General features: G+C 72.6%; 20 protein-coding genes, 1 other RNA gene and 1 pseudogene. 15 read left to right on the plus strand and 7 right to left on the minus strand.

Going from position 1 to position 24,084, the window contains the following annotated elements:
• Positions 1 to 22 precede the first annotated feature (22 nt).
• The 4 genes from ACWD12_RS22035 (at position 23) to ssrA (ending at position 3,763) form a co-directional block, all read left to right on the plus strand.
• Positions 23 to 1,282 carry a peptidoglycan DD-metalloendopeptidase family protein gene (locus ACWD12_RS22035; RefSeq protein ID WP_450100949.1) on the plus strand — a complete coding sequence of 420 codons (1,260 nt, stop codon included), beginning with the start codon at positions 23 to 25 and terminating at the stop codon, positions 1,280 to 1,282.
• 83 nt (positions 1,283 to 1,365) lie between these two features.
• Positions 1,366 to 2,553, plus strand: a complete 1,188-nt coding sequence (locus tag ACWD12_RS22040) for a S41 family peptidase (protein ID WP_450100950.1) — start codon at positions 1,366 to 1,368, stop codon at positions 2,551 to 2,553.
• A 149-nt stretch (positions 2,554 to 2,702) separates the two neighbouring features.
• Positions 2,703 to 3,215 carry an SsrA-binding protein SmpB gene (smpB, locus tag ACWD12_RS22045; protein ID WP_358352494.1) on the plus strand — a complete coding sequence of 171 codons (513 nt, stop codon included), beginning with the start codon at positions 2,703 to 2,705 and terminating at the stop codon, positions 3,213 to 3,215.
• A gap of 180 nt (positions 3,216 to 3,395) precedes the next feature.
• Positions 3,396 to 3,763, plus strand: a transfer-messenger RNA (tmRNA) gene (ssrA, locus tag ACWD12_RS22050).
• A gap of 155 nt (positions 3,764 to 3,918) precedes the next feature.
• Here ssrA and ACWD12_RS22055 read toward each other — a convergent pair.
• Genes ACWD12_RS22055 through ACWD12_RS22065 form a run of 3 tightly spaced genes read right to left on the minus strand, consistent with a single transcriptional unit; the run spans position 3,919 to position 6,439 of the window.
• The gene (locus ACWD12_RS22055) at positions 3,919 to 4,143 is read right to left on the minus strand and encodes a KTSC domain-containing protein (RefSeq protein ID WP_450100951.1); all 225 of its coding nucleotides are present in this window, start codon (positions 4,141 to 4,143) and stop codon (positions 3,919 to 3,921) included.
• A 14-nt stretch (positions 4,144 to 4,157) separates the two neighbouring features.
• Positions 4,158 to 5,183 (minus strand): carbohydrate kinase family protein, encoded by a 1,026-nt coding sequence (locus ACWD12_RS22060; protein WP_450100952.1) that lies wholly within the window; start codon positions 5,181 to 5,183, stop codon positions 4,158 to 4,160.
• The gene (locus tag ACWD12_RS22065; protein WP_450100953.1) at positions 5,180 to 6,439 is read right to left on the minus strand and encodes an AGE family epimerase/isomerase; all 1,260 of its coding nucleotides are present in this window, start codon (positions 6,437 to 6,439) and stop codon (positions 5,180 to 5,182) included. The genes ACWD12_RS22060 and ACWD12_RS22065 overlap by 4 nt, the downstream gene beginning before the upstream one ends.
• A gap of 594 nt (positions 6,440 to 7,033) precedes the next feature.
• Between ACWD12_RS22065 and ACWD12_RS22070 the strand changes: the two genes are divergently transcribed.
• Both ACWD12_RS22070 and ACWD12_RS22075 read left to right on the plus strand, forming a co-directional pair.
• Positions 7,034 to 8,443, plus strand: coding sequence for an NAD-dependent malic enzyme (locus ACWD12_RS22070; RefSeq protein ID WP_358352501.1), 1,410 nt, complete (start codon positions 7,034 to 7,036; stop codon positions 8,441 to 8,443).
• A 328-nt stretch (positions 8,444 to 8,771) separates the two neighbouring features.
• The gene (locus ACWD12_RS22075; protein WP_235057057.1) at positions 8,772 to 9,053 is read left to right on the plus strand and encodes an HU family DNA-binding protein; all 282 of its coding nucleotides are present in this window, start codon (positions 8,772 to 8,774) and stop codon (positions 9,051 to 9,053) included.
• 333 nt (positions 9,054 to 9,386) lie between these two features.
• On the opposite strand, the gene murA is transcribed toward ACWD12_RS22075, so the two are convergent.
• Positions 9,387 to 10,730: a UDP-N-acetylglucosamine 1-carboxyvinyltransferase gene (murA, locus tag ACWD12_RS22080; RefSeq protein WP_358352503.1), complete on the minus strand. Its 1,344-nt coding sequence runs from the start codon at positions 10,728 to 10,730 to the stop codon at positions 9,387 to 9,389.
• Positions 10,731 to 11,006: 276 nt separating this feature from the next.
• Here murA and ACWD12_RS22085 point away from each other — a divergent pair, with 276 nt between their 5' ends.
• The 5 genes from ACWD12_RS22085 to ACWD12_RS22105 all read left to right on the plus strand — a co-directional run bounded on the left by ACWD12_RS22085 (position 11,007) and on the right by ACWD12_RS22105 (position 16,798).
• Positions 11,007 to 11,564 (plus strand): YqgE/AlgH family protein, encoded by a 558-nt coding sequence (locus tag ACWD12_RS22085; protein ID WP_358352505.1) that lies wholly within the window; start codon positions 11,007 to 11,009, stop codon positions 11,562 to 11,564.
• 177 nt (positions 11,565 to 11,741) lie between these two features.
• On the plus strand, positions 11,742 to 12,032 hold the full coding sequence (locus ACWD12_RS22090; protein ID WP_358352507.1) for a DUF3039 domain-containing protein: 291 nt from the start codon (positions 11,742 to 11,744) through the stop codon (positions 12,030 to 12,032).
• Between the two features lie 316 nt (positions 12,033 to 12,348).
• Entirely contained in the window at positions 12,349 to 13,164 is an 816-nt protein-coding gene (locus tag ACWD12_RS22095; RefSeq protein WP_450101117.1) for an FAD binding domain-containing protein, read from the plus strand.
• A 165-nt stretch (positions 13,165 to 13,329) separates the two neighbouring features.
• Positions 13,330 to 14,604, plus strand: a complete 1,275-nt coding sequence (locus tag ACWD12_RS22100; protein ID WP_450100954.1) for a (2Fe-2S)-binding protein — start codon at positions 13,330 to 13,332, stop codon at positions 14,602 to 14,604.
• Between the two features lie 4 nt (positions 14,605 to 14,608).
• Positions 14,609 to 16,798: a xanthine dehydrogenase family protein molybdopterin-binding subunit gene (locus tag ACWD12_RS22105; protein ID WP_450100955.1), complete on the plus strand. Its 2,190-nt coding sequence runs from the start codon at positions 14,609 to 14,611 to the stop codon at positions 16,796 to 16,798.
• 112 nt (positions 16,799 to 16,910) lie between these two features.
• Here the strand turns inward: ACWD12_RS22105 and ACWD12_RS22110 are convergent, their stop codons facing one another.
• Positions 16,911 to 17,207: a hypothetical protein gene (locus ACWD12_RS22110; RefSeq protein ID WP_450100956.1), complete on the minus strand. Its 297-nt coding sequence runs from the start codon at positions 17,205 to 17,207 to the stop codon at positions 16,911 to 16,913.
• Between the two features lie 41 nt (positions 17,208 to 17,248).
• On the opposite strand from ACWD12_RS22110, the pseudogene ACWD12_RS22115 reads away from it, so the two are divergent.
• Positions 17,249 to 18,073 (plus strand): annotated as a pseudogene (locus tag ACWD12_RS22115) (MBL fold metallo-hydrolase); the annotation flags it as partial.
• A gap of 18 nt (positions 18,074 to 18,091) precedes the next feature.
• Here ACWD12_RS22115 and ACWD12_RS22120 read toward each other — a convergent pair.
• Positions 18,092 to 18,826: a helix-turn-helix domain-containing protein gene (locus ACWD12_RS22120; protein WP_450100957.1), complete on the minus strand. Its 735-nt coding sequence runs from the start codon at positions 18,824 to 18,826 to the stop codon at positions 18,092 to 18,094.
• Positions 18,827 to 19,075: 249 nt separating this feature from the next.
• Between ACWD12_RS22120 and ACWD12_RS22125 the strand changes: the two genes are divergently transcribed.
• Together ACWD12_RS22125 and ACWD12_RS22130 are read left to right on the plus strand one after the other, a co-directional pair.
• Positions 19,076 to 19,738: a DUF4097 family beta strand repeat-containing protein gene (locus ACWD12_RS22125; RefSeq protein ID WP_450100958.1), complete on the plus strand. Its 663-nt coding sequence runs from the start codon at positions 19,076 to 19,078 to the stop codon at positions 19,736 to 19,738.
• A gap of 147 nt (positions 19,739 to 19,885) precedes the next feature.
• Positions 19,886 to 21,361 carry an MFS transporter gene (locus tag ACWD12_RS22130; protein ID WP_450100959.1) on the plus strand — a complete coding sequence of 492 codons (1,476 nt, stop codon included), beginning with the start codon at positions 19,886 to 19,888 and terminating at the stop codon, positions 21,359 to 21,361.
• A 134-nt stretch (positions 21,362 to 21,495) separates the two neighbouring features.
• Here ACWD12_RS22130 and ACWD12_RS22135 read toward each other — a convergent pair whose 3' ends face one another.
• On the minus strand, positions 21,496 to 21,906 hold the full coding sequence (locus tag ACWD12_RS22135) for a hypothetical protein (RefSeq protein WP_450100960.1): 411 nt from the start codon (positions 21,904 to 21,906) through the stop codon (positions 21,496 to 21,498).
• A gap of 363 nt (positions 21,907 to 22,269) precedes the next feature.
• Here ACWD12_RS22135 and ACWD12_RS22140 point away from each other — a divergent pair, with 363 nt between their 5' ends.
• A complete protein-coding gene (locus ACWD12_RS22140; RefSeq protein ID WP_358352527.1) occupies positions 22,270 to 24,054 on the plus strand; it encodes a DEAD/DEAH box helicase in 1,785 nt (594 codons plus the stop codon).
• Positions 24,055 to 24,084: the final 30 nt, after the last annotated feature.

Genomic DNA, 24,084 nt, shown 5'->3' on the forward strand with positions numbered 1-24,084 from the left:
CCGCAGGCAGGAGGCGACGCCCATGCGCCCCACGCACAGTCGGCGGCTCGGCCTCCTCGCCCTGGTCGCCGCCACCGCGGCGGCCATCGGCTGGGGCACCGCGCACGCCGACGACGACCCGCGCGACGACAAGAAGCGCGTCGACGCGCAGGTGCGCGACGTCCGCGCGGACCTCGACGGGTCGGCGAGCCGCCTGGCCGCGGCGGAGACCGCGTACGCCGAGGCCAATACCCGCATGCCGGCCGCCCAGGCCGCGCTGGCCGAGGCCCGCCGCAAGCTGGACGCCGCGCGCGTGCAGGACACCGACACCCGGCGGCGCCTGGAAATCGCCGTCGAGGACGAGGCCCGCGCGCAGGCGCAGTTGCGCGACATCGAGTCGGCGATGACCGAGATGCGCGAGGAACTCGGGCGCGTGGCGCGGCGCGCGTACCAGCAGGGATCGCTGACCCAGCTCTCGGTGATCATGAAGGCCGAGACGCCCGCGCAGCTCATCGGCCGGCTGGAGGGCTTCCGTTCGGTGCTGCGCGCCGACGAGGAGACGCTCGACCGGCTCGGCCAGGTGCACCGCGAGACCGACGGGCAGCAGAAGGAACTCGCCCGCGCGCGCGACCGGGTCCGCAGCGAGCAGGAGGCCGCGGCCGCACAACTGGCCAAGGTGACCGCGCTCGAAAAGGAGGCCGTAGCCGCTAACGCCGCCGTCGAACGCCTGGTCGAACAGCGCCGCGGCGCCCTGGCCACGGCCCAGGCCGAGAAAGCCGCCGACCAGCAGCGGTACCAGGCGCTGGTGGTCGAACAGCGCCGGCTCACCGAGCTCGTCAACCGGTTCAACGCGCCGTCGCCGTCGCGCGCCGCCACCGGCGGCGTCGGCGGGCTGGGCCGCGGCCAGAGCGGCGCACTGTCCTATCCGGTCGACGCGGACGTGACCTCGGGCTTCGGGATGCGCTTCCACCCGATCCTCGAGTACGTGAAGCTGCACAGCGGCACCGACTTCGGCGCGGCCGAGGGCACCCCGGTACGCGCGGCACGCGAGGGCACGGTGATCGCCGCCGGCTACAACCCGGCGTACGGCTACCGCGTCGTGGTCTCGCACGGCCGGGTCGGCGGCGTCGCACTGACCACGACCTACAACCATCTCTCGCGCGTCGACGTGGCCGAGGGCGAACGCCTGCGCCGCGGCGGCACGGTCGGGCTGGTCGGCAACACCGGCTATTCGACCGGCGCGCACCTGCACTTCGAGGTCCTGGTGGACGGCGAGTTCGCCGATCCGCTCACCTGGTTGTGACACGTACCTGAGCGGCACACAGGCATCATCCACATATCCACAGGCTGACCTTGCGTCGTCTTGCGCTGCTTTATGCTCCCGACATGACGTCCGGTCGGGTACGCCGCAGGGCCGCTCTCGCCCTGGCCTTCGGCGCTGCCCTCACGACCGGCGCGGCGACGGGCGCCTGGGACGGCGTGGGCATTCCCGGCCCGCGCCCCGCCGAGGCACGTCCGCGCGTACCCCAGCAGTTACCGCCGACGCAGCAGCCGACGCAGGCGCCGCGAGGGGCACCCGCCGGCGGCGCACTCGACGGCGCCGACCTCGACGCCGACCACGCGCAGGGCCTGCTCGCCGTGCTGGACGACCGCTGGGCCGCGTACTACCCGCCCGGCACCGCCGCGGACCACCGCGAGCGCGTCGACGGCACCTTCCCCGGCGTCGGGCTGACCGTCCGTCAGGCCGAGGGCGCGGTGCACATCACGTACGTCACCCCCGGCGGCCCCGCGAACCGCGCCGGGCTGGTCGCGGGGGACACGCTCGCGGCCGTCGACTCCGTCCCCGCCGCCGAGTTGGGGGTCGCCGGAGTGGTCGCCCGGCTGCGCGGTCCGGTCGGGACGACCGTCGCCCTCACCGTCGCCTCCGGCGGGCCTCCGCGGGACGTCGTCGTCACGCGCGAGCTGCTCACCGGCGCGGACGTCAGGGTCGAGCCGCTCGACGCGGCCGACACCCCTGTCCCGGTGGACGGCCTGGTCCGGATCCGCGTCGCCGGGTTCGGGCGCGGCACCGCCGACCAGGTGCGCACCGCACTGGCCGCGAAGCCCGCCGGAGTGCTGCTCGACCTGCGCGGCAACCCCGGAGGCCTGATCGACGAGGCCGCCTCCGTCGCCTCCGCGTTCCTGCGCCCCGGGCCGGTGGTCGGCTACGACGACGGTTCGGGCGTACGCCGCGAGCTGGGTGCCGCCGCCCCGCCCGGCGACACCGCCACCCCGGTCGTCGTGCTGGTGGACGGCGGCAGCGCGAGCGCCGCGGAGGTGGTCGCCGCCGCGCTGCGGGACCGCGGCCGGGCGGTCGTGGTGGGGTCGACGACGTACGGCAAGGGCTCGGTGCAGGCCCCCACCGTCCTGGCCGACGGCGGCGTCCTCGAACTGACCGTGGGCGGCTGGTACTCGCCGGACGGCCGCAGCGTCGAGGGCCGCGGGGTGGCCCCGGACATCCCGGCGCCGTCCGAGGCCGCCGACGCCCGGGCCCGCGAGGTCCTCGCCGACCTCGCCGAGGCACGCGGCAGCTGAACCGCGCCGACCGGCCCCGCGCCGACCTGGGCCGCGCCACCCGGGTTGCGCCACCCGCGCCGCGTCGCCGACGCGCAACCCCGTGGATCGCGGGCCGTCCGATGGGCGACAATGCGGAGACCATGGCGAAGAGACCAACCATCGTTCAGATGCCTGGGAAGCCGACCAAGTCGAAGAAGGCGCAGGCGGCCCCCAAGCGCAAGATGATCGCGCAGAACAAGAAGGCGCGGCACGACTACCACATCGACGACACCATCGAGTGCGGCGTGGTGCTGACCGGGCCCGAGGTGAAGTCGTTGCGGCAGGGCCGGGCCTCGCTCGTCGACGGATTCGCGACCGTCGACAACCACGAGGTGTGGATGCGTAACGCGCACATCCCCGAATATCTGGAGGCCACCTGGAACAATTCCGCGCCGCGCCGGCCGCGGAAGCTCCTGCTGCACCGCGACGAGATCGCCAAGCTGGAGAACAAGCTCAACGACTCCGGCACCACGCTGGTCCCGCTGAGCATCTACTTCAACGAGGACGGCCGGGTGAAGGTCGAACTGGCGCTCGCTCGCGGCAAGAAGCTCTACGACAAGCGCCAGACGCTCATCGAGAAGCAGGGCCAGCGCGAGGCGCAGCGGGCGATGAGCGCCGCCATCCGGCGCCAGACGCAGTGACACCCGTCGTCGTTTGCACGGACCTGGTCGCCGCACCGTTCCGGGGTCCCGCGCCGACGCGGGGGAATGAAGTGGACCGCCGCCGGGGTTGTTCCGTACGATGACACCGGCCGCCGGGCTCAGGCAGTACGCCCGCGCGACCGTCGAGCGACAGTTTGACCGCCGCTTGAAAACTCAACAGGGGGTGATCGGTTTCGACTGGAGATGTCGGAGCAGAGGAAGCGAGCCGAGGAAGCGGCAATGATCTCGTTAACCACATGCCGAAACCAATAATCGCCGATAACAAGCGCGATTCCTTCGCCCTCGCCGCCTGAGCGAGTTTCGAAGGTGTCAGACCGGGCGCGTCCCCGTCCCGGATCCTGGCATAATCAAGGGGACTCCACCGCACTGCCCGGTTACGGGGTAATGCGGAAAATCAAACAGTAACTGGGCCCGTCGGCAACTTGTCCGCGTGATTGCCGGGGCCGAGAAAAGCACAGCGGACTGCGCTCGGAGAAGCTCTGGTCTCGCACTTCAGGACGCGGGTTCAATTCCCGCCACCTCCACCCCTTTTGCGACGAAGGCCCGGCACACGCCACGTGTGCCGGGCCTTCGTCGTTCCCCCGGGGCGCGGTGGGCGGTTGGCGCGGTGGGCGCCGCGGGTGAGGCCGTGCCCCGTGGCACGCACCGTCCCCGTGGCACACGTCGCGCTCGCCGCCCCCGCTCACGCGGACGCCGCACGCACCCTTCGGCAGCGGAACACCGGCTTCACGTACGCGTTCATGTGGCGCCCCAGGCTGGGCGCGGCCATGAGCGCGAGATGCACTGCCGGCGGAACGGCGAAGTACTGGTACACCGCCCCGTTTCTGTACTCGACCTCCAGGAGCCGCCCGGCTTCGTCGTAGCCGACGGCGGCAAGGCTGGACGAACGGACCCGGATGCGGCGCATGCGTCCAGCCTCGGTCAGGCCAGGCTTTCCCGCCACGCGTCCAGTTCCGCCGCGGTCGGCGGGTCGGCGCCCTCCCGGGTGCAGGTGTACGCGGCGGCCGCTGCCGCGTACTCGGTGATCCGCCGCAGATCGTCCGGCGTGACCGTGCGCAGCGCCCCCACGCGGTCCCCGCCCAGCAGGCCGCGCGTGTCCAGGGCGTGCAGCAGCGCGCCCATGAACGCGTCGCCCGCGCCGACGGTGTCGGCGACCTCGACCTCGGGGGCGGCCACCGCGATCGCCTGGTGCTCCATCACCGCTGTGGCGCCGTCCGCGCCCTGCGTGACGACGACCAGGGCCGGCCCCGAGTCCCGCCACAGGCGTGCCGCCTCGACCGGGTCGAGATCGGGGTAGAGGTGCAGCATGTCCTCGTCGCTGGCCTTGACGACGTCGCAGAGCGGGACGAGGGCCTCAAGGCGGCGGCGTACCGCGGCCAGGTCGCCGGAGATGTCCGGGCGTACGTTCGGATCCAGCGTCAGCGTCACCGCGCCGCGCGCGTGCTCGCGCAGCACCATGCGCAGCAGCGCCGCACCGCCCGGGTCGAGGTGCAGCGCGACCGAGCCGACGTGCAGCGCGCGGACGTCCGCGCCGAGCGGGTCGGGGAGTTCCGCGCCCGTCCACTGCCCGTCGGCCGTGCCGGTGAACCAGAAGTCGTAGGATGCGCGCCGGTGTTCGTCGAAGGACACGACCGCGAGGCTGGACGGCTCCGAGGCGTCGACGAGGTAGCGCGGCGAGACGCCGCCGGCGGCCAGGCGCTCGCGTACGCGGCGGCCGAACGCGTCGGCGCCGATCCGTGCGACGAGCGCCGCCGAAGTCCCCAGCCGTGCCGCCGCGATCGCGATGTTGGCCGGGCTGCCGCCGACAAGTGCCCGGTAGGAGTCGGGGGTTCCGTCGACCGGGACCAGGTCGACGACGTTCTCGCCCGCGACCGCGAGGGTGGCCGGCCCGTCGCCCGCGCCCGCGCCCGTACCCGCGCCGGCCGTCGCAGCCGCACCCGTGCTCACGAGGCGCCGTCCAGCCGTGCGCGCAGCGCCGCCGCCGCGGTGGGGGCGAGCCCCAACTGCGGGAGCAGCGTGGCCTGATACGCGTGGTAGATGTCCGGCTTCCCGGACCACACGGTCGACGACGGCTGGTTCCCCGGGTCCAACTCGTGGTGCCAACTCCCGTGGCGGGTATCGACGATGTGTTCCGCGGCGTAGTCCCACCACACCCGGTACCAGTGCTCGTACACCAGATCGCCGGTCCGGCGGTGCAGCGCCGCCGCGGCCGCGATCGCCTCCGCGACCACCCAGTGCATGCGTTCGCGCACGACGGGCCGCCCTTCGCCGTCGATCGTGTACACGAACCCCGGCCGCCCGTCGCGGTTCCACGCGGCGCCGACCGCGACGACGAACAGCCACCGCGCGGCGTCCGCGAGCCAGTCGGGCGGGTCGGGCAGCGCCGCCTCCAGGCTGAGCAGCAGGCGGGCCCATTCCAGCGAGTGGCCGGGGGTCGTGCCGTACGGCCGGAACGCGTCGTCCTTCGCGTCCTCGTTGTAGTCGGGCAGGATGCGCCCGTTCGGCGCGAAGTGCTCCGGCACCCGCCACCACTGCGCCCGCGCGACCTGGTGCACGAAGAACTCCGCGATGCGCAGCGCCCGGGTACGCCACACCCCGTCACCGGTCGCGTCGGCGGCCGCGAGGAACGCCTCGACGGCGTGCATGTTGGCGTTGGCCCCTAGGTACGCCTCCGGCTCGGTCCACGCCCGGTCGAACGACTCGCGCACCCAACCGCGCTCGTCGTCCCAGAAGCGCCGCTCGAACACGGCCGCGGCTTCGGCGAGGAGCCCCTTCGCGCCGGGGCGGCCGGCGAGTGCGAGGCTCGACGCGGCGAGGAGCACAAAGGCGTGCCCGTACGCCTCTTTGCGGCCCTCCTGCGGCCCGTCGCCGACCGGGATGGCCGGATACCACCCTCCGAGCTCCGCGTCGCGCAGCGGCCCGCTCAACGCCGCGAGGCCGTGGTCGGCGAGCGGACCCGCGCCCGGTACGCCGCGCAGGTGCGCGAGGGCGAACACGTGTGCCATGCGCGTGGTGATCCACAACTGCACGCCGCGGGCGGGGTCGGGGACGCCGTCGCCGTCGAGCCAGGCGAACCCGCCGCGCGGATCGCGCGCCGCCGCCCCGAAGCGGAGCAGGCGCCCGGCCTCGGCGTCCAGCCAGTCGCGGTGCGTGGCCAGGGCGACCCAGGAGCCGTCGCGCGAGCCGTGGTGTGAGGCGTTCATCGCCACCATCGTCCCACCGGGCACCCCGTCGGAGAGGGACGTAACGCGCCGGGAAATGCGAACCGGCGGCCCCGAGGGACCGCCGGTTCCTACGCCTACGACACCGACCCGCCAATGCTCGCCTCTCGGCAAGTGGTCCCTCGTAGGGACTAATGGTTGGGCCCGGGGGCTTGGATCGAGCCGGTGCCATGAACAGAGTAACCGACCTCGCGGCGTGCGGAAGAAGGATGCGGATCACAGTTTGCGGGGCTCCGGCGGCAGGGTAGCCGCGCATATTCCGCCGCCCGGGCGAGGCGCGCGTCGCGGGTGCGACACGGGTTCGGCGTGCCTTCGGGTGGCTTCGACACCGTGTTCGACACGGGCGTTCGACACGGTGCTCGACACAGCGTTCGACACGGTGCTCGACGTGGTTCCACGGGCGGTCCGCACGGGTCGTCGGGGGGCAGGCACCGCCTGTACGCGGGGTGCACGCACGGTGCACATAGGCCGCACTCTCGGTGCGGTGAACCGGCCGGTCGTCGTGCCGGTCCGCGAAGTGAGACGATCGTCTGCGGTGCCGTGCCATGGCACCGCACTCGTTGAGGAGACACCTTCATGCCCGCAGCGCCGAGCGCTTCGTACTCGATCACCGCCCGCCTTGAGGTCCCGGCCGGGGGCCGGGCGGTCAGCCAGCTCACCAACGCCGTGGAATCCGCCGGTGGTTCGGTGACCGGCCTGGACGTCACCGCGTCCGGGCACGACCGTCTCAGGGTCGACGTGACGATTGCCGCGTCCTCGACGGACCACGCGGACGCGCTCGTCGAGGCGCTGCGTGCGATCGACGGCGTGACTCTCGGCAAGGTGTCGGACCGTACCTTCCTGATGCACCTCGGCGGCAAGATCGAGATGCAGGCGAAGCACCCGATCCGCAACCGCGACGACCTGTCGATGATCTACACGCCGGGCGTCGCCCGCGTGTGCCTCGCGATCGCGGAGAACCCCGAGGACGCGCGCCGCCTCACCATCAAGCGCAACACCGTCGCGGTCGTGACCGACGGCTCCGCGGTGCTCGGCCTGGGCAACATCGGCCCGAAGGCGGCGCTGCCGGTCATGGAGGGCAAGGCGGCGCTGTTCAAGCGCTTCGCCGGCATCGACGCGTGGCCGATCTGCCTCGACACCCAGGACCCGGACGAGATCGTGCGCGCCGTGCAGGTGATGGCGCCCGGGTTCGCCGGCATCAACCTGGAGGACATCTCCGCGCCGCGCTGCTTCGAGATCGAGCGGCGGCTGCGCGAGACGCTGGACATCCCGGTTTTCCACGACGACCAGCACGGCACCGCGATCGTCGTGCTCGCCGCGCTCACGAACGCGCTGCGCGTGGTGGGCAAGAAGATCGGCGACGTGCGCGTGGTGATGTCGGGTGCGGGCGCGGCCGGCACCGCGATCCTCAAGCTGCTCATGGCGGCCGGCGTCGCGCACGTCGTCGTGGCGGACGTGCACGGTGTCGTGCACACCGGCCGCGACGATCTGGGCGAGGACCTGCGTTGGGTCGCCGAGCACACCAACTCGCAAGGTCTGACCGGGACTTTGAAGGAGGCGGTGGTCGGCGCGGACGTGTTCGTGGGTGTGTCCGCGCCGAACGTCATCGACGCCGGTGACGTCGCGCGGATGGCTGACGACGCGATCGTCTTCGCACTCGCCAACCCCGAGCCGGAGATCTACCCGGCGGTCGCGCAGGAGCACGCGGCGGTTGTCGCGTCCGGGCGCAGCGACTTCCCCAACCAGATCAACAACGTGCTGGTTTTTCCGGGCGTGTTCCGCGGCCTCGTCGACGCGCAGAGCCGGCACATCACGACGGACATGCTCATCGCCGCGGCGCGTGCGCTCGCGTCGGTGGTGACGGACGACGAGCTCAACGCGAGCTACATCGTGCCGAGTGTGTTCCACCCCGAGGTGTCGAACGTCGTCGCCGCGGCGGTGCGCGACGCGGTGCTGGCGGACCGTCAGGCGGAGACCGCGAAGTAGTCCGCGAGTGACCCGTGAGTGATCCGCGCGCGGTCCGCGGCACTGGGCCAACCGCCTTGTCGGTACGGTGAAAACCGACCGTTCGGCTGCGGAATCCACCCTCGCCGCGCCGGGGGCGGTGTGACGAGCGTACGTGATGCTGGTCGTATGGTCGGGGTGTGGCAGGTGCGTTCGAGGTCGTTTCGGACGTGAAATCTGCCGCGAACGGCCAAATCGCGGGGCTTTCCGCGTGATTCGGCGTGTCCCTGATTAGGTTCCGGGCCCGGATACGTGCAGGATTCGTCCCCGGGGCAAGAACAGCGAGTTGGAAAGACCACGGGAGATACACATGAACCGCAGTGAGCTGGTGGCCGCCCTCGCGGAGCGGGCCGACGTCACGCGCAAGGACGCGGACGCCGTGCTGAACGCCTTCGCCGAGGTGGTCGGTGAGATCGTCAGCAAGGGCGACGAGAAGATCACGATCCCCGGCTTCCTCAGCTTCGAGCGGACCCACCGCTCGGCGCGCACCGCGCGCAACCCGCAGACCGGCGAGCCGATCGAGATCCCGGCCGGTTACAGCGTCAAGGTCTCCGCGGGTTCGAAGCTCAAGGAAGCCGCCAAGGGCAAGTGACCCGCACGTGACCCCTCCGCGGGTCCGACACGGCGCCGCAGGGCGCCGTGCACGGTCCGCGGCGGGCCGTGGCGTCTGTCCAGGCACGGGACCCCGTGTGCCGGTCCGTACCGGACCGCCGGACGCCCGGGAGCGGCTCGTACGAGTCGGCCCCGGTCGTCCGGGCCGCACGGGAGCGCACAGGTCCTCCGAGGCCGGCGCCACGCACGGAGCGCACAACGCGAGGCACACGGCGTCATGGCGCCGGGCACGACGTGCCGCGCGCACGGCAGTGCACGCCGAAGGGCGGTTCCCCGCGGGGAACCGCCCTTCGGCGTAGGTGAATCGGGTCCGCTACGCGACGCCCTGCCGTTCTCCCCGCGGGAGTTCCACGCGCGCGCCGAGCGCGTCCAGCTTCGCGTGGAAGCCCTCGTAGCCTCGGTTGATCAGGTCGATGCCGTGCACGCGCGAGGTGCCCTCGGCGGCCAGTGCCGCGATGAGGTACGAGAACCCGCCGCGCAGATCGGGGATCACCAGGTCGGCTCCGTGCAGCTTCGACGGACCCGAGATGACCGCCGAGTGCTGGAAGTTGCGCTGCCCGAACCGGCACGGCGTACCGCCCAGGCACTCGCTGTAGAGCTGGATCGTGGCACCCATCTGGTTGAGCGCCGAGGTGAATCCGAGACGGCTCTCGTACACCGTCTCGTGCACGATCGACAGCCCGCTCGCCTGGGTCAGCGCCACCACCAGCGGCTGCTGCCAGTCGGTCTGGAAGCCGGGGTGCACGTCCGTCTCCAAGGCGATGGCGCGCAGCCGGCCGCCCGGGTGCCAGAACCGGATGCCGTCGTCCTCGACCTGGAACGCGCCGCCGACCTGCCGGAAGACGTTCAGGAACGTCATCATGTCCAACTGCCGCGCGCCGCGTACGAATACGTCGCCGCCGGTGGCGAGGGCCGCACAGGCCCACGAGGCGCCCTCCAGGCGGTCCGGCAGCGCGCGGTGGGTGTAGCCGCCCAGCCGCTCCACACCGGTGATCCTGATCACCCGGTCGGTGGCCACCGAGATGATCGCGCCCATCTTCTGGAGCACGCAGATGAGGTCTATGATCTCCGGCTCCACGGCCGCGTTGCGCAGCTCGGTGGTGCCTTCGGCGCGTACGGCGGTCAGCAGCACCTGCTCGGTGGTGCCGACGCTCGGGTACGGCAGTTCGATCTTCGCGCCGTGCAGCCCGTGCGGCGCCTCCAGGTACAGCCCCTCGGGCCGCTTGTCGACGGTCGCGCCGAACTCGCGCAGCACGTTGAGGTGGAAGTCGATCGGCCGGTCGCCGATGCGGCAGCCGCCGAGGTCGGGGATGAACGCGCGGCCGATGCGGTGCAGCAGCGGGCCGCACAGCAGAATCGGGATGCGGCTGGAACCCGCGTGCGCGTCGATGTCGGCGACGTTGGCCAGCTCGACCGACGACGGGTCCATGACCAGTTCGTCCGCCTCGTCGCCCTCGTACACCGCGACACCGTGGAGTTGCAGGAGGCCGCGCACGATGTGCACGTCCCGAATGCCCGGCACAGAGCGCAGGCGGCTGGGCTCCTCGCCGAGAAGCGCCGCGACCATCGCCTTGGGCACCAGGTTCTTGGCGCCCTTGACGCGGACTTCGCCCTCTAGGGGGGAACCACCGTGAACGAACAGTACGTCGTCTTGCATGAATCTCGCGTTCCTGGACGGGGCCACGGGCAACAGCGAACAACGGTACGCGCTCGATGCGCTCCGACGTGCATTGTCCGGCTCGCGGGCGGGCACAGGATCTTGGCAGGGCCGGGAACGAGGGGGCGCGATGCCGAAGCTGGGGGCAGCGGACGCCGGGCGCGGCGCGGGCGGAACGGACGGATGGACGGTCGCGCGGGCGGGTGTGTCGGCCGTGTCGGCGGTCGATCCGGGTGAGACCCGGACACTTTCGCCGGGATGCAGGATCATGAGCCCATGACCGAGGTCTCGCTCACCGGACGCCTGCTCGTGGCGACCCCCGCGCTGACCGATCCGAACTTCGACCGGTGCGTGGTGCTGGTGCTCGATCACGACGACGAGGGCGCGCACGGCGTCGTCCTCAACCGCCCCACACCCGTGGACGTGCACGATGTGCTGCTGAGCTGGTCCAAGGCGGTCACCGCGCCCGCGGTGGTCTTCCAGGGCGGCCCGGTCGCGATGGACTCCGCGCTGGCCATCGCCTCGGTCCCGGGCGGCGGCGAGCCCGTCGGGTGGCGCCGCGTCTTCGGCGCCCTCGGCATGGTCGACCTGGACGCGCCGCCCGAGCTGATCGCCACCGAGTTCGGGGCGATGCGGATCTTCGCCGGCTACTCCGGCTGGGGGCCCGGCCAGTTGGAGTCCGAGCTGACCGACGGCGCCTGGTACGTCGTCGACTCGGAGCCCGGCGACGCCTTCAGCCCCGACCCGGAGCGGCTGTGGCGCGCGGTGCTCCGGCGGCAGCGGGGTGAGCTGGCGATGGTCGCCACCTATCCCGAGGACCCGTCGCTCAACTGACGTGACCCGTGACGCGGTCCGTGACGGCCGGTGTTGGCCGACAACGTTCGGTGACGGCGTGTACGACGGCCGGTGCGGTGCCTTGCGCGGCGTCTCGTACTGGCCTTCCGCCGTATCCGCGGGGGCGCCTCACGGGCGGGGCGGGGCCGAACGTGTGGCCCGCTTAGAATCGGACCTATGACCACTCCGCAGGACTATCCCGAGCCCGAGCGCGGAACGGGCACGGGGACGCTCATCGAGGAGACCCCCCAGGTCTCCCACGGCGACGGCGACCACGAGCGCTTCGCGCACTACGTCCAGAAGGACAAGATCATGGAGAGCGCCGTCTCCGGCACTCCCGTGATCGCGCTGTGCGGGAAGGTGTGGGTGCCGGGCCGCGACCCGAAGAAGTACCCCGTGTGCCCCATGTGCAAGGAGATCTACGAGACCATGGGCACCGGCGGCGGGGACAAGGGCGGCGACAAGTAGCCGCTCCGCAGTCGTACGAGAGCGCCGGTGCCATGCGGCTCCGGCGCTTCTTGTCTGCATGCCGGTTGTCGGCATGTCGGCCGGTACGCGCGTAGGTCCGCGCACAAGGGCTGCGTACAGGGTCCGCGCACAGGCCTGAGCAGAGGTCCGCGCGTACGGCCGCGCCGTGTCCGCGTGCGTGTCCGGGTGTGTCGCAGGCAGCCGCGAAAGCCGTCCTGGGCCGCGCTGCCGGGCCTTTCGGGTGCGGGCTGAACGAAGTCGCCCGCGCGTCACCCGCTCGGCGCAGTAGCGTTGTCCCGCTGTGAACGAAGCGATCATGCTGCCGCACTCGCTCGACGAGGCCGTGGACGCCATGGCCCGCGAGCCCGCCGCCCTGCCGGTGGCCGGCGGAACCGACCTGATGCCGCGCGTCAACGCCGGTCTGATGCGCCCGCATGCCCTGATCGGGCTGGCGGGCATCGCTGAGATGCGGCTGTGGCAGTACGAGGGCCGCAGCTCCGTCATCGGCGCCGGCGTCACCTGGGCCCGGCTCGCGGGCCCGGACCTCGCGGCCCTGGTCCCGGCCCTCGCCACCGCCGCGCGGCAGGTGGGGACGCCGCAGATCCGCATGATGGGCACGCTGGGCGGCAACCTCGCGTCGCGCTCGCGCGAGGCCGACGCGGTGCCGGTGCTGGCCGCCCTGGACGCGGCCGTAGTGGTGCGGTCGCCGGGCGGGGTGCGGGAATTCGTGTGCGACGGCGAGCCCGCGGCGCAGTTGCGTCCGGGGGAGCTGATCACCGGCGTACGCGTACCCGTTCTGCACGGGCCGCAGGAGTTTCTCAAGGCCCGTACCGCGCAGGGCTTCCACACGACGCTGGCGCTGGTCGCGGACCCGGGCGCGCGGAGCGTACGCTGCGCGGTCGGCGGCATACGCCCTGGCGCGCAACGTGTGGCGCGCGCCGAGGAATGGCTTGCCGAACGGGTGGACCCCGGGACCGGACGCCTGACCGACCCGTCCGCGCCGGCTCGCTTCGGCGCGCTGGTCGCGGACGAGATGGCGCCCCGCGAGGGGTCGCGCTCGAACCGGGCCTTCCAGGCGCGCGTCGTCGCGACGCTGGCCAAGCGCGCGGCCGAGCGGGCGTTCTCGGCGTGAGCAGTAGGCAACCGACGACGCGCGACGGGCGACACGCAACGGGCGACACGCGGTCGGCGAGCGGCAAGGCAGAGCCAAGGGCAGGGGAGGGGACCTGATGGACGGGCAAGGACGGCCGGACCGGCGCGCCTCGGGCTCCGGCTGGTGCGGCCGGGAGGCGATCGCATGACCCGGATCCCGGCACCCGGCGGGTCACCCTCCGACATCCCCTCGTTCGCACATGCGGTCGACGGCCTGATGCCGGGCGGCGCGGCGGAGGCCGCCGGAGACTTCGCGGGCGGGCACTTCGGTGACCACGCGTACCCGGGCGGCGCCGTGGGCGGAGCCGCGACCGGAACGTTGCCGCCGTCGCCCGCCCCGGACGGCGGCCACGTCGGCACGTCCGTGGCACCTGCGGCGCCTGGCGCGGAACCGTCCCTGCCGATCGGCTTCCCCGCGCCGCGACCGGAGCCGCCGCCGGGGCAATACGACCCGGCCCTCCGCGTGGACGACGCAGGCGTTGCGCCAGTGATCCCCCCGCGGCCCCTGCACATGGCAGGCGTACTCAACCCGGCCGCACTCGGCGGCCATCCCGGGTACCCCGCCGACCCCGGCACGCCGTTCGGTGCGCCGGGCGGGGCGTCCTCGACGGCGCCGATCGGCGGCGTCGACCCGTTCGGCTCCCCGGGCGGCCCGCTCGTTTCCTACACGCTGCGCGTCAACGGCGCCATGCACGTGGTCGACGGGGCATGGCTCGGCGAGAGCCTGCTGTACGTACTGCGCGAGCGTCTCGGCCTGCCGGGCGCCAAGGACGGGTGCGGGCAAGGGGTTTGCGGCACCTGCACGGTGCTTGTCGACGGCGCGCCCGCGGTGTCCTGCATGCTGCCGGGCGCGACGATGGGCGACCGCGAGGTCACCACCGTCGAGGGCCTCGCCGACCACGGCATGCCAACTGCCGTCCGGCAGGCGCTGATCGCGCACGGTGCCGTGCAGTGCGGGTTCTGCGTACCGGGCGTCGTGGTCAGCGCGCACGCGCTCCTGGCGCGCATTCCGAACCCGGACGAAGCGACCGTACGCCGCGCTCTCGCCGGGCACCCTTGCCGCTGCGCGGGCCCGAACCGCATGGTCGCGGCCGTGTGCGCGGTCGCCTCCGGCGAACCCGGCGCAACCGGCGCATCGCTGTTCGAGCCCGCCGGCTCCGAAAGCGCGGCGGCCGGCAGCGCAGGCACCGGGAGTACAGGCACCGGGAGCACAGGCGTCGGCAGCGCAGGCGTGGCAAGTACGGGGGTTGGAGCCGCGGTTGCCGGACCGGACCGAACCGAAGGGGCCTCCGCCACTGCCACGGGCAGCTACGCGATCGCACCGCAGGGCAGCGAGTTCACCACGTCGACCGGGATCGTGCGTATCCCCGGCTTCCCACCGGGCGCTGGCTCCGGGCCGACCGCCCCGCCCGCGAGGTGACGCCGTGACCGACACCGTCGAGCGGCCCGACGCCAACGACAAGGCCCGGGGCCGGTTCTCCTACACCGCCGACCTGTGGGCGCCGGGCATGTTGTGGTGCGTGCTGGTGCGGTCGCCGTACCCGTCCGCGCGCATCGTCGGCCTCGACACCTCGGCCGCGTTCGCGGTGCCCGGAGTACGCGCCGTCCTGACCGCCGCCGACCTGCCGCCCGAGTCGTACCACGGGCCCGTCGTCGCGGACCGCCCGGTGTTGGCGTCCGACGTCGTGCGGTTCGCGGGCGAGGCGGTCGCGGCGGTGGCCGCCGAGACCCCGCACGCCGCCAAGCTCGCCGCCGAGGCCGTGCACGTCGACTACGAGCCGCTCGACGCCCGCCTGGACCCCGAGCACGCGTTCGCCAGCGCGCCGCTGCACCCGGACGGCAACGTCTTCCGGCACATCGCGCTGCGCCACGGCCGTCCCGTGCAGCGCCGGCCCGACGGCTCGCCCGTCGACGAGGTCGTGGTCGAGGGCCTGTACGACATCGGCGCGCAGGACCAGGCCAACCCCGCCACCGACGCCGCGCTCGCGCTGCCGTGCGCCGACGGGGGCATCGAACTCCACGTCGCCACGCAGTGGCCGCACGGCGACCGCGACCAAGTCGCCCAGTGCATCGGGTTCGCGCCGGGCACGCTGCGGCTGATGCCGACGGGTGTGGGCGGTTCGGCCGGCACGCGTGAGGACATCGGACTGCTGTCGGTCGTCGCGTGGCTCGCCGCGCGTACCGGACACCCCGTCAAGTCCGTTGTGGAGCGCGCGGATGCGCTCACGGGCGGGGGCCATCGGCACGCCGCGCGCCTGAAGTACACCCATCGGGCGGACCGCACAGGGCGGTTGCTGTCCGTCGAAGCGCAAATCCTGCTGGACGGAGGGGCGTACGCGACGACGTCCCCCGAGGTCGTCGGCCGTCTCGCGGGCTGCGCGACGGGGCCGTACATGGTGCCGCACGCCGCCGTCGACGTGTGGGCGGTACGCACCAACAACCCGCCCGCCGGAACCATGCGCGGCCCGGGGGCGACCCAGGTCTGCTTCGCCTACGAGGCGCAGATGGACCGCCTCGCGGACGCGCTCGGCATGGACCCGGTCGAGCTTCGCCTGCGCAACGCGCTCAGCGAAGGCACCATGCTGACGACCGGCCAGATCCTCGACGGACCGGCCCCGGCAGGGGAGTTGCTCCGTGCCGTCGCGCTCGCGCCGCAGCCGTCCGCACAGCCGGCACCGGGCCTGCGGCGCGGCGTCGGGCATGCCGTCGGCCTGGTCCCGCTGCTTGGCATCGAAGGCGCCGACGAGTCGTCGACGGCGACGGTCCGCCTGGACCACGGCGTCGTCACCGTCACGTGCGCGGCGGTCGAGGTCGGGCAGGGCTTCACGTACCTGGTCCGGCAGATCGTCGAGGACGTCCTCGGCATCCCGGACGCGATCGTGCTCCCGGCCGGCACCGCCCTGCCCAGCGCGGGACCGGCGGGCCTCGGCCGCCACACCATGCTCACCGCGGGCGCGGTGGACCAGGCCGCCCGGGAGATCCGGGCGGGGCTGCTGGCCCCGATCGCCGCGCGGTACGGCATGACGGCGGCGCTCCTCGACATCCGCGACGGACGGATCGTGTCCTACGACGGCCTGGTCGACCTGCCCGCCTCCGTCATGACCGAGGGCCGCGAGGTCGCCGCGACCGCGGGCGCCACCCGGGCGCGGCACACCGAGCCGCTCGACGACGCGGGGCAGGGGGACGCGTACCCGGCGGTGGCCTTCGCCGCGTGCCGGATCGTCGCCGATGTCGACCCGGAGACGGGCGCTGTGCAGGTGGTGGACGTGACCGGGGCGTACGACGCGGGCCGCGTCCTCGACCGCGTCCAGGCGCTGTCCCGCATCGAGGGTGCGGTCGCCCTCGGGATCGGTCTGGCCCTCACCGAGGATCTCGCGGCGGCGCGCCTGCACGGGCCGGTCGCGTGGGCGCTCCCGGGACCGCTGGACATCCCGCCGGTGACTGTCGCGGCGTGGCACGAGGAGCCGCAGCCGGGAACTCCCTTGGGGGCCAAGGGGATTGCCGACGCAGCCGTGGTCCCGGTCCCGGCCGCGCTGGCGGCCGCGGTCCGCGACGCCACCGGCCTCGAACTGCCCAGCCTGCCCCTGACCCCGAAGGCGGTCGCGGCGCGCTGAGTGCGGCGCTTGGTTCCCGTACGAGCTCGGCTCGGGGCGTCGGCCCGCGGCAAGTTCGCGGCAAGTCCGCATTCCGTGCCGGTCAACCCGTTGACGGTCGGTCCGTTGCCGGTCAGTCCGCGGCGCGGGCCAGTAGTCCGCGCAGGAAGACTTCGAGCGCGCCCCGCATCGTGTCGGTGAAGTCGAGGCGTATCGCGGCGAGTTCGGGGTCCGCCTCGTAGGCGGCGAGCATCGCCGCGGACGGATGCGCGTGCGTCCACACGGAGCCGGCCACCAGGACCGTGGCGGCGCCGAACTGGAAGGTGTCCTCCTCGCCGAGTTCCGGCAGGTGCGTGCCCAGAATCCGGACCAGGATGCCGACGTTCGCGATCGTGCTGTGCTTGTAGGTGGCGGCGACCTCTGCGGACACGTTCCGCTCCAGCACCGCCGCCTGCGAGCTGATCAGGTCGGCCGTCGTCGCTGGTCGGACCCAAGCGGCTGCACCCGGTTCCGGTGCCGCTCGACGACCTCGGACCGGTCGACGTCGTCGTCATTTCGCACGACCACTACGACCACCTCGACCTGCCCACGATCCGGCGACTGGCGCGTACCGACACGGTGTTCGCGGTGCCGCTGGGGATCGGGGCGCATCTGGAGCGCTGGGGCGTGGCCCCGGACCGGCTCCGCGAACTCGACTGGAACGAGTCGGCCACCGTCGCCGGCATCGAGCTGACCGCCACCCCCGCACGGCACTTCTGCGGCCGCGGCCTGCGCAACAAGCAGCACACGCTGTGGGCTTCGTGGGCGGTGGCCGGCCCGCGGCACCGGATCTACCACAGCGGCGACACCGGGTACTTCCCGGGATTCCGCGAAATCGGCGAGCGGCACGGGCCGTTCGACGCCACGATGATCCAGGTGGGGGCGTACAGCGAGTACTGGCCCGACATCCACATGACCCCCGCCGAGGGCCTGCGGGCGCACCTCGACCTGCAAGGCGGCCGGCCCGACGGCGTGATGATGCCGATCCACTGGGGCACCTTCAACCTCGCCATGCACCCCTGGGCGGAGCCCGCCGAAGGCACCGTCGAAGCAGCCGCAAATACCGGCACCTCCGTGGCAATCCCCCGCCCCGGCGAGCCCTTCGAACCCACCACCACCCACCTGCCCGGCACCCCCTGGTGGCGCCCCCTGACCACCACCCCCGAAGCCTCCGCGGCCCCGAATGCCAATGCCCGTGCGGCGGAGGCGACTTCCCAGGCTGTTGCCATGCGGGAGGAGACGCATCCGGTTGCGTGACGGGCGGGGTGTCTTCCGTCAGTCCTGGCCGGAGGGGCGGAAGGCGGGTTTGGTGTTGAGGACTTCGCGGGCCTGGTCGGCGGCGCGGGCGAGGCTTTCGGCGACGAAGTCGAGGAAGCGGGCGATGTTCTCCAGGCGGGCGCCGGCCGGCGTGGCGGGGCCGAGGACGCCGGCCCCCTCCTTGGCGATCTCGACCTGCTGCGTCAGGGAGCGGACGCTCGCGAGCATCGACTGATACCAGACGTCGTCGTCGACGACGTAGCGTTCGCGGCGGCCGTCGCCGCGCTCCCGGCGTACCAGGGTCTGGCTCTCCAGGAACGCGATCGACTTCGAGATCGTGGCGGGGCTGACCTGGAGGCGGCGCACCAGGTCGGCCGCGGTCAGGCTGCCGGTGTCGGCGGTGACGAGGCAGGTCAGCACGCGGGCCATCGTCCCGGGCAGGCCGGACTGCATCATCACGGTGGTGAACCGCTCCTCGTAGTCGCGCACCGCGTCCGGGTCGCGCCCGTACGGCTGCGGTGCCTCCTGCCCGCCCTGCGCGCCGGCGGGCTTGCGGCGGTGGGCGCGGCGTTCGGTGGCGCGGTGGGCCAGGTCCGCGCGGTATGCGGTGGGGCCGCCGTTGCGCATCACCTCCCGGGTGACCGTCGAGGTCGGACGCCCCAACCCCCTGGCGATCTCGGCGTACGCAAGGCCGTCGGCCAGGCCCTGCGCGATCTGCCGGCGCTCCGGCTGGGTGAGTCTGCCTCCCGGCATTACGGCCTCCTGGGTGCGTTTTGTGGTCCGCAGCGTAGCGTTCGGGCGCATTCTATTGCAACGAAACTATGGATGAGTGTTGCGTTATCGTCAGGTTCGATGCAACGAATTGAGCCATGTGACCTGCCATAACGTGGTTCTCTTGCAATGCGTGTGTTGCCGCGAGTGCGAATGCAACGTAGCTTTTCCATTGTTCGAAACAACGAGCCGGACCCGCCGACAACGGGACCCGCCGACAAGGAGCCCACGATGAACACCTTCGCCACCCCCGCCCCGATCGCCGCCGTCCTGAACGTCCCCGCCGGGCGCATCCAGGTCATCGCCGCCGACCGCGCCGACACCACCGTCGAGATCCGGCCGTTCAGCGCGTCGAAGAGCCGCGACACCAAGGCCGCGGAGCAGACCGCGGTCGACTACGCCGACGGCGTCCTGCGGATCGACGTCCCGGTCAAGAACCAGTACGTCGGGCCGTCGGGCGCGATCGAGGTGACCGTGCGGCTGCCCGCCGGCTCCCGCATCGAAATGAAGGCGGCGGCAAGCGAGTTGCGGGCCGTCGGCCGTCTGGGCGACGTCACCGTCGAGGGCGCGTACCGGCAGATCAAGATCGACGAGGCCGCCGGCGTCCGGCTCGCCGCCGTCGACGGCGACGTGGAGATCGGCCGGCTGACCGGCGACGCCGACGTCAGCACCACCCGGGGCGACATCACCGTCGCCGAGGCCGGCCGCGGCACCGTCGTGCTCGGCACCCAGTCCGGCGACATCACCGTCGTCGCCGCCGCGGGCGTCTCGGGCTCGCTGGACGCACGCACCTCGTACGGCCGCATCGACAACAGCCTCAAGAACGACGGCACCATCGGACTCGACATCCGCGCCACCACCATGCAGGGCGACATCACCGCCCGCAGCCTCTGAACCGTCGGCCCCGAGGGGACCGCGCCACGCCGCTCCGGGCGGCAGCGCGGTCCCTCCGTCGTTCCCGGCCCTTCCCGGAGGGGACGGACGCACGAGCCGGGGTCGGCGCGGGACGGCGAGGTCGGCAGGGCCACTTAGGCTGTCCCGGTGACGACCCTGGACAAGGGGGAGATATCCCCGGACACCGCCGATACCGGCCTGCCTGCCTCGGTGATGCGGCGGCCGTACCGGGCGCTGACCCTGGGGATCGTCTCGGTGATCCTGCTCATCGCTTTCGAGGCCATGGCCGTTGGCACGGCCATGCCGGTCGCGGTGGACGATCTCGACGGCACCGCGCTCTACGGCCTCGCCTTCTCCGCGTACTACACGACGAGCCTGCCGGCCATGGTGTTCTCCGGCCAGTGGTGCGACACACGCGGGCCGCGGGTGCCGTTGCTGGGCGGGATCGCGGCGTTCGCGGTCGGGCTCGTGCTGTCCGGGGCCGCCCAGTCGATGTGGCCGTTCGTCCTCGGGCGCGCGGTGCAGGGGCTCGGCGGCGGGCTGGTGATCGTCGCGCTGTACGTCGTCGTGGGCCGCGCGTACCCCGACTCCCTGCGCCCCAAGGTGTTCTCCGCGTTCGCCTCGGCGTGGGTGCTGCCGTCGATCGTCGGACCGCCGGTGTCGGGTGCGGTGACCGACCACCTGCACTGGCGCTGGGTGTTCCTCGCGATCCCCGCGCTCGTCGTGTTGCCGATGCTGGCGATCGTGCCGCAACTGCGCCGTGTCCAGGCCGAGATCGCGGCCGATATAGCCTCCGGCGACGCGGGACCGCGCATCGACCGCCGGCTGATCGGCGCGGCGGCGGGCGCGGCACTCGGGACCGGCCTCGTGCAGTACGGCGGGCAACACCTCACCGTGGCAGGCGTGGTCGTGCTGCTCGCGGGTTTCGCGTGCATGGTGCCGACCGTGCCGCGGCTCCTGCCGAAAGGCACGCTGCGTGCCCGGCGCGGGCTGCCGACGGTGATCCTGTCGCGCGGCATCATCGCGGGGACGTTCTTCACCGTCGAGTCGTTCGTGCCGCTCATGCTGGTGAGCGAGCACGGCTTCTCCCCGACGAAGGCCGGACTCACCCTCACCACGGGGGCGTTGTCGTGGGCGCTGGGCTCGTGGCTCCAGGGCCGCACCTCGACGCGGCGGCGGCCCTACCTCGTGGCGGTCGGCTTCGTCCTGGTCGCGTGCGCGATCGGCGGGGCCGCGCTGGCACTCGTGCCGGGAGTGACGGCGTACGCGGTGCTGCCCGCGTGGTTCCTGGGCGGCATGGGCATGGGCATGGCGATGTCGGCGATGAGCACGCTCACGCTGGAACTGTCCGCACCCGAGGAGGCCGGCGGCAACTCGGCGGCCCTGCAGGTCTCGGACGCGCTCGGCACGGTGACGCTGTTGTCGCTCGGCGGCGCACTGTTCGCCGCACTCCACGAGAGCGAGGGCCGCGACGCGGACGTGTTCACGCTCATCTTCGCCGTCATGCTCGGCATAGCCCTGCTGGGCTCGCTCATAGCCCCGCGCGTACGCCGGCCCCGCTCGGCGGCGGACCCCCGGCCACCCCGTCACCCCGGGCTCCGCGGCCCCCGGAGGACCGGCTGACCCCGTCGCGGTCCACCGGACCCGAGGCATCAGCCGTCGCACCGACTCGACCCGCAACGGTCGGGCAACCGAACAAGGGCGCGGCGCGCGGCGGTACGCCAGGGCCTGCCACGGGCGGCGGGCCCTCGGCCGGCTCAGACCAGGGCGCCGACGACGCACTTCCCCTCGGCCGCCGCCTTCGCGTAGAACGGCCCCAACTCCAGGAAGCGGGACCAGCCTTCGGCGGCGAGTCCGTCCGCGACCTGCCGGACCTCGTCGGCGTCGAGCAGGAACGCGGGCCCGTAGCCGAAGTCGGTGCCGTCGATCTCGCCGCCGCCTTCGCCGGTCGCCTTGCCCAGCCAGGGATAGGCCTCGCGCCAATCCGCGGCGCCCTCCTCGACGTCCGCACGGCCCTCGGCGATCTGGTCGACGGCCCGGTAGTCCTCACCGTGCGTCTCGTCCGCCGGATGGGCGCCGTCCAGAAGGTCGTCGACGAGGTCCGGATTCGACCGCACATCCGCCGCGACCGCGGCGTCGACCTTGGCGAGGTGCAACCACATGGACACGTATGCCGCCGTCCTTCCCGGGAGTCCTTGTCAGGACCGTAGCGTCTTGGCGTAGGCGTCGAGGATGTGCTCGAACTCGGCGTTGGACACCCACACCACGTCGAACTTCTTGCTCAGGTCCGTGAGCGTGATCCAAACAGCGGCGGCCACCGGCGCGCGGGAGTCCGGAGGGTGCTCTCCGGCACGCGAAAAGCCATTCCAAACCACCCTAAAAGCTGACCAAATACCCCCACTGCCAACCGCGTCGCTGCCCCGGACGGCTCATGCGCTCGGGTAGCCTGAGCCGTTCCCGCCCGTCCCCCGGGACGCCTCCGGAAGCCGTCCGGAGCGCGGCCCCCGCATGCCCGGAGCGCATCTCCCGCAGTGAGTACTTCAGCCGCGTCGCATCTGTCCCCGGCCTTCCCCGCGCGTGCTCCCTGGGGCACCGCCGGCAAGCTGCGTGCCTGGCAGCAGGGGGCGTTGGACACCTACCTGGAGCGGCAGCCCCGCGACTTCCTCGCGGTGGCGACGCCCGGCGCCGGCAAGACGACGTTCGCGCTGCGGATCGCCTCCGAGCTCCTGGACCGCCACATAGTCCAACAGCTCACGATCGTCGCGCCGACCGAGCACCTGAAGAAGCAGTGGGCGGAGGCGGCGGCCCGCATAGGGATCCGGATCGACCCGAACTACTCCGGCAGTTCCGGGCCGGCCAACCGCGAGTACCACGGCGTCGCGGTGACGTACGCGGGCGTCGGCGTGCACCCGATGCTGCACCGCCGCCGGGTGGAGAACCGCAAGACGCTGGTGATCCTGGACGAGATCCACCACGCGGGCGACAGCAAGTCGTGGGGCGACGCGGTGTTCGAGGCGTTCGAGCCGGCCACCCGCCGCCTCGCCCTCACCGGTACGCCCTTCCGCTCGGACACCAACCCGATTCCGTTCGTCAGCTACATCGAGGGCTCGGACGGCATCCGGCGCAGCGCCGCGGACTACACGTACGGCTACGGCCACGCCCTCGCGGACCACGTCGTGCGGCCGGTCATCTTCATGTCCTACTCGGGCGAGATGCGCTGGCGTACGAAGTCCGGCGACGAGGTGGCCGCCAGCCTCGGCGAGCCGATGACCAAGGACGCCATCAACCAGGCCTGGCGGACCGCGCTCGACCCGCACGGGTCGTGGATGCCGCAGGTGCTGCGGGCCGCCGACAAACGCCTGACCGAGGTACGCAAATCCGTGCCGGACGCGGGGGCGCTCGTCATCGCGACCGACCACGAGTCGGCCCGCGCGTACGCGAAGATGATCCGTGAGATCTCCGGGCACGGCGCGACCGTCGTGCTGTCCGACGACACCGGCGCCTCCAAGAAGATCGAGGACTTCAGCGCGGACGACTCCCGCTGGATGGTCGCGGTGCGCATGGTCTCCGAGGGCGTCGACGTACCGCGCCTCGCGGTCGGGGTGTTCGCCACCACGATCTCGACGCCGCTGTTCTTCGCGCAGGCGGTCGGCCGTTTCGTACGCGCCCGGCGGCGCGGCGAGGTGGCGTCCGTCTTCCTGCCGTCCGTCCCGACGCTGCTCCAGCACGCGAACGAGATGGAGGTCGAGCGCGACCACGTGCTCGACCGGCAGAAGAAGGCCGAGGAAGGCCTCTACGACGCCGAGGACGCGCTGCTCGCGGAGGCGAACCAGGAGAAGGACACGCCCGGCGAGCAGGAGCAGTTCTCCTTCGAGGCGCTGGAGAGCGAGGCCCGGTTCGACCGGGTGCTGTACGACGGCAACGAGTTCGGCCTCCAGGCGCACACGGGCAGCGAGGAGGAAGAGGAGTACCTCGGCATCCCGGGCCTGCTGGAGCCGGACCAGGTGCAGATGCTGCTGCAGAACCGGCAGGCGCGGCAGCTCGCGCGCAGCCGGAAGAAGCCGGACGAGGAGGCCGACCTCTCGGAGAAGACGGCGGCCCAGCGTCCCGTCGTGACGCACCGTCAGTTGTCCGGTCTCCGCAAGGAGCTGAACACCCTCGTGGCGGCTTGGCACCATCGCAGCGGGCAGCCGCACGGCGTCATCCACAACGAGCTGCGCCGGGTGTGCGGGGGCCCGCCGACCGCGCAGGCGTCGGCGGGGCAGTTGCAGGACCGGATCTCGAAGATCCAGCAGTGGGCCACATCGTCGCGGTGACGCGTCGCCATTGCGCGCTGACATCGGCTG

The organism is Streptodolium elevatio (assembly GCF_053592165.1).

Excerpts from the sequence above, each read along its gene's own strand:
- ACWD12_RS22035 (WP_450100949.1), top strand. The coding sequence starts at position 23 with ATGCGCCCCACGCACAGTCGGCGGCTCGGCCTCCTCGCCCTGGTCGCC.
- ACWD12_RS22070 (WP_358352501.1), top strand. The coding sequence starts at position 7,034 with ATGCCCGCAGCGCCGAGCGCTTCGTACTCGATCACCGCCCGCCTTGAG.
- murA (WP_358352503.1), bottom strand. The coding sequence starts at position 10,730 with ATGCAAGACGACGTACTGTTCGTTCACGGTGGTTCCCCCCTAGAGGGC.
- smpB (WP_358352494.1), top strand. The coding sequence starts at position 2,703 with ATGCCTGGGAAGCCGACCAAGTCGAAGAAGGCGCAGGCGGCCCCCAAG.
- ACWD12_RS22085 (WP_358352505.1), top strand. The coding sequence starts at position 11,007 with ATGACCGAGGTCTCGCTCACCGGACGCCTGCTCGTGGCGACCCCCGCG.
- ACWD12_RS22040 (WP_450100950.1), top strand. The coding sequence starts at position 1,366 with ATGACGTCCGGTCGGGTACGCCGCAGGGCCGCTCTCGCCCTGGCCTTC.
- ACWD12_RS22095 (WP_450101117.1), top strand. The coding sequence starts at position 12,349 with ATGCTGCCGCACTCGCTCGACGAGGCCGTGGACGCCATGGCCCGCGAG.
- ACWD12_RS22055 (WP_450100951.1), bottom strand. The coding sequence starts at position 4,143 with ATGCGCCGCATCCGGGTCCGTTCGTCCAGCCTTGCCGCCGTCGGCTAC.
- ACWD12_RS22125 (WP_450100958.1), top strand. The coding sequence starts at position 19,076 with ATGAACACCTTCGCCACCCCCGCCCCGATCGCCGCCGTCCTGAACGTC.
- ACWD12_RS22100 (WP_450100954.1), top strand. The coding sequence starts at position 13,330 with ATGACCCGGATCCCGGCACCCGGCGGGTCACCCTCCGACATCCCCTCG.
- ACWD12_RS22065 (WP_450100953.1), bottom strand. The coding sequence starts at position 6,439 with ATGAACGCCTCACACCACGGCTCGCGCGACGGCTCCTGGGTCGCCCTG.
- ACWD12_RS22090 (WP_358352507.1), top strand. The coding sequence starts at position 11,742 with ATGACCACTCCGCAGGACTATCCCGAGCCCGAGCGCGGAACGGGCACG.
- ACWD12_RS22075 (WP_235057057.1), top strand. The coding sequence starts at position 8,772 with ATGAACCGCAGTGAGCTGGTGGCCGCCCTCGCGGAGCGGGCCGACGTC.
- ACWD12_RS22120 (WP_450100957.1), bottom strand. The coding sequence starts at position 18,826 with ATGCCGGGAGGCAGACTCACCCAGCCGGAGCGCCGGCAGATCGCGCAG.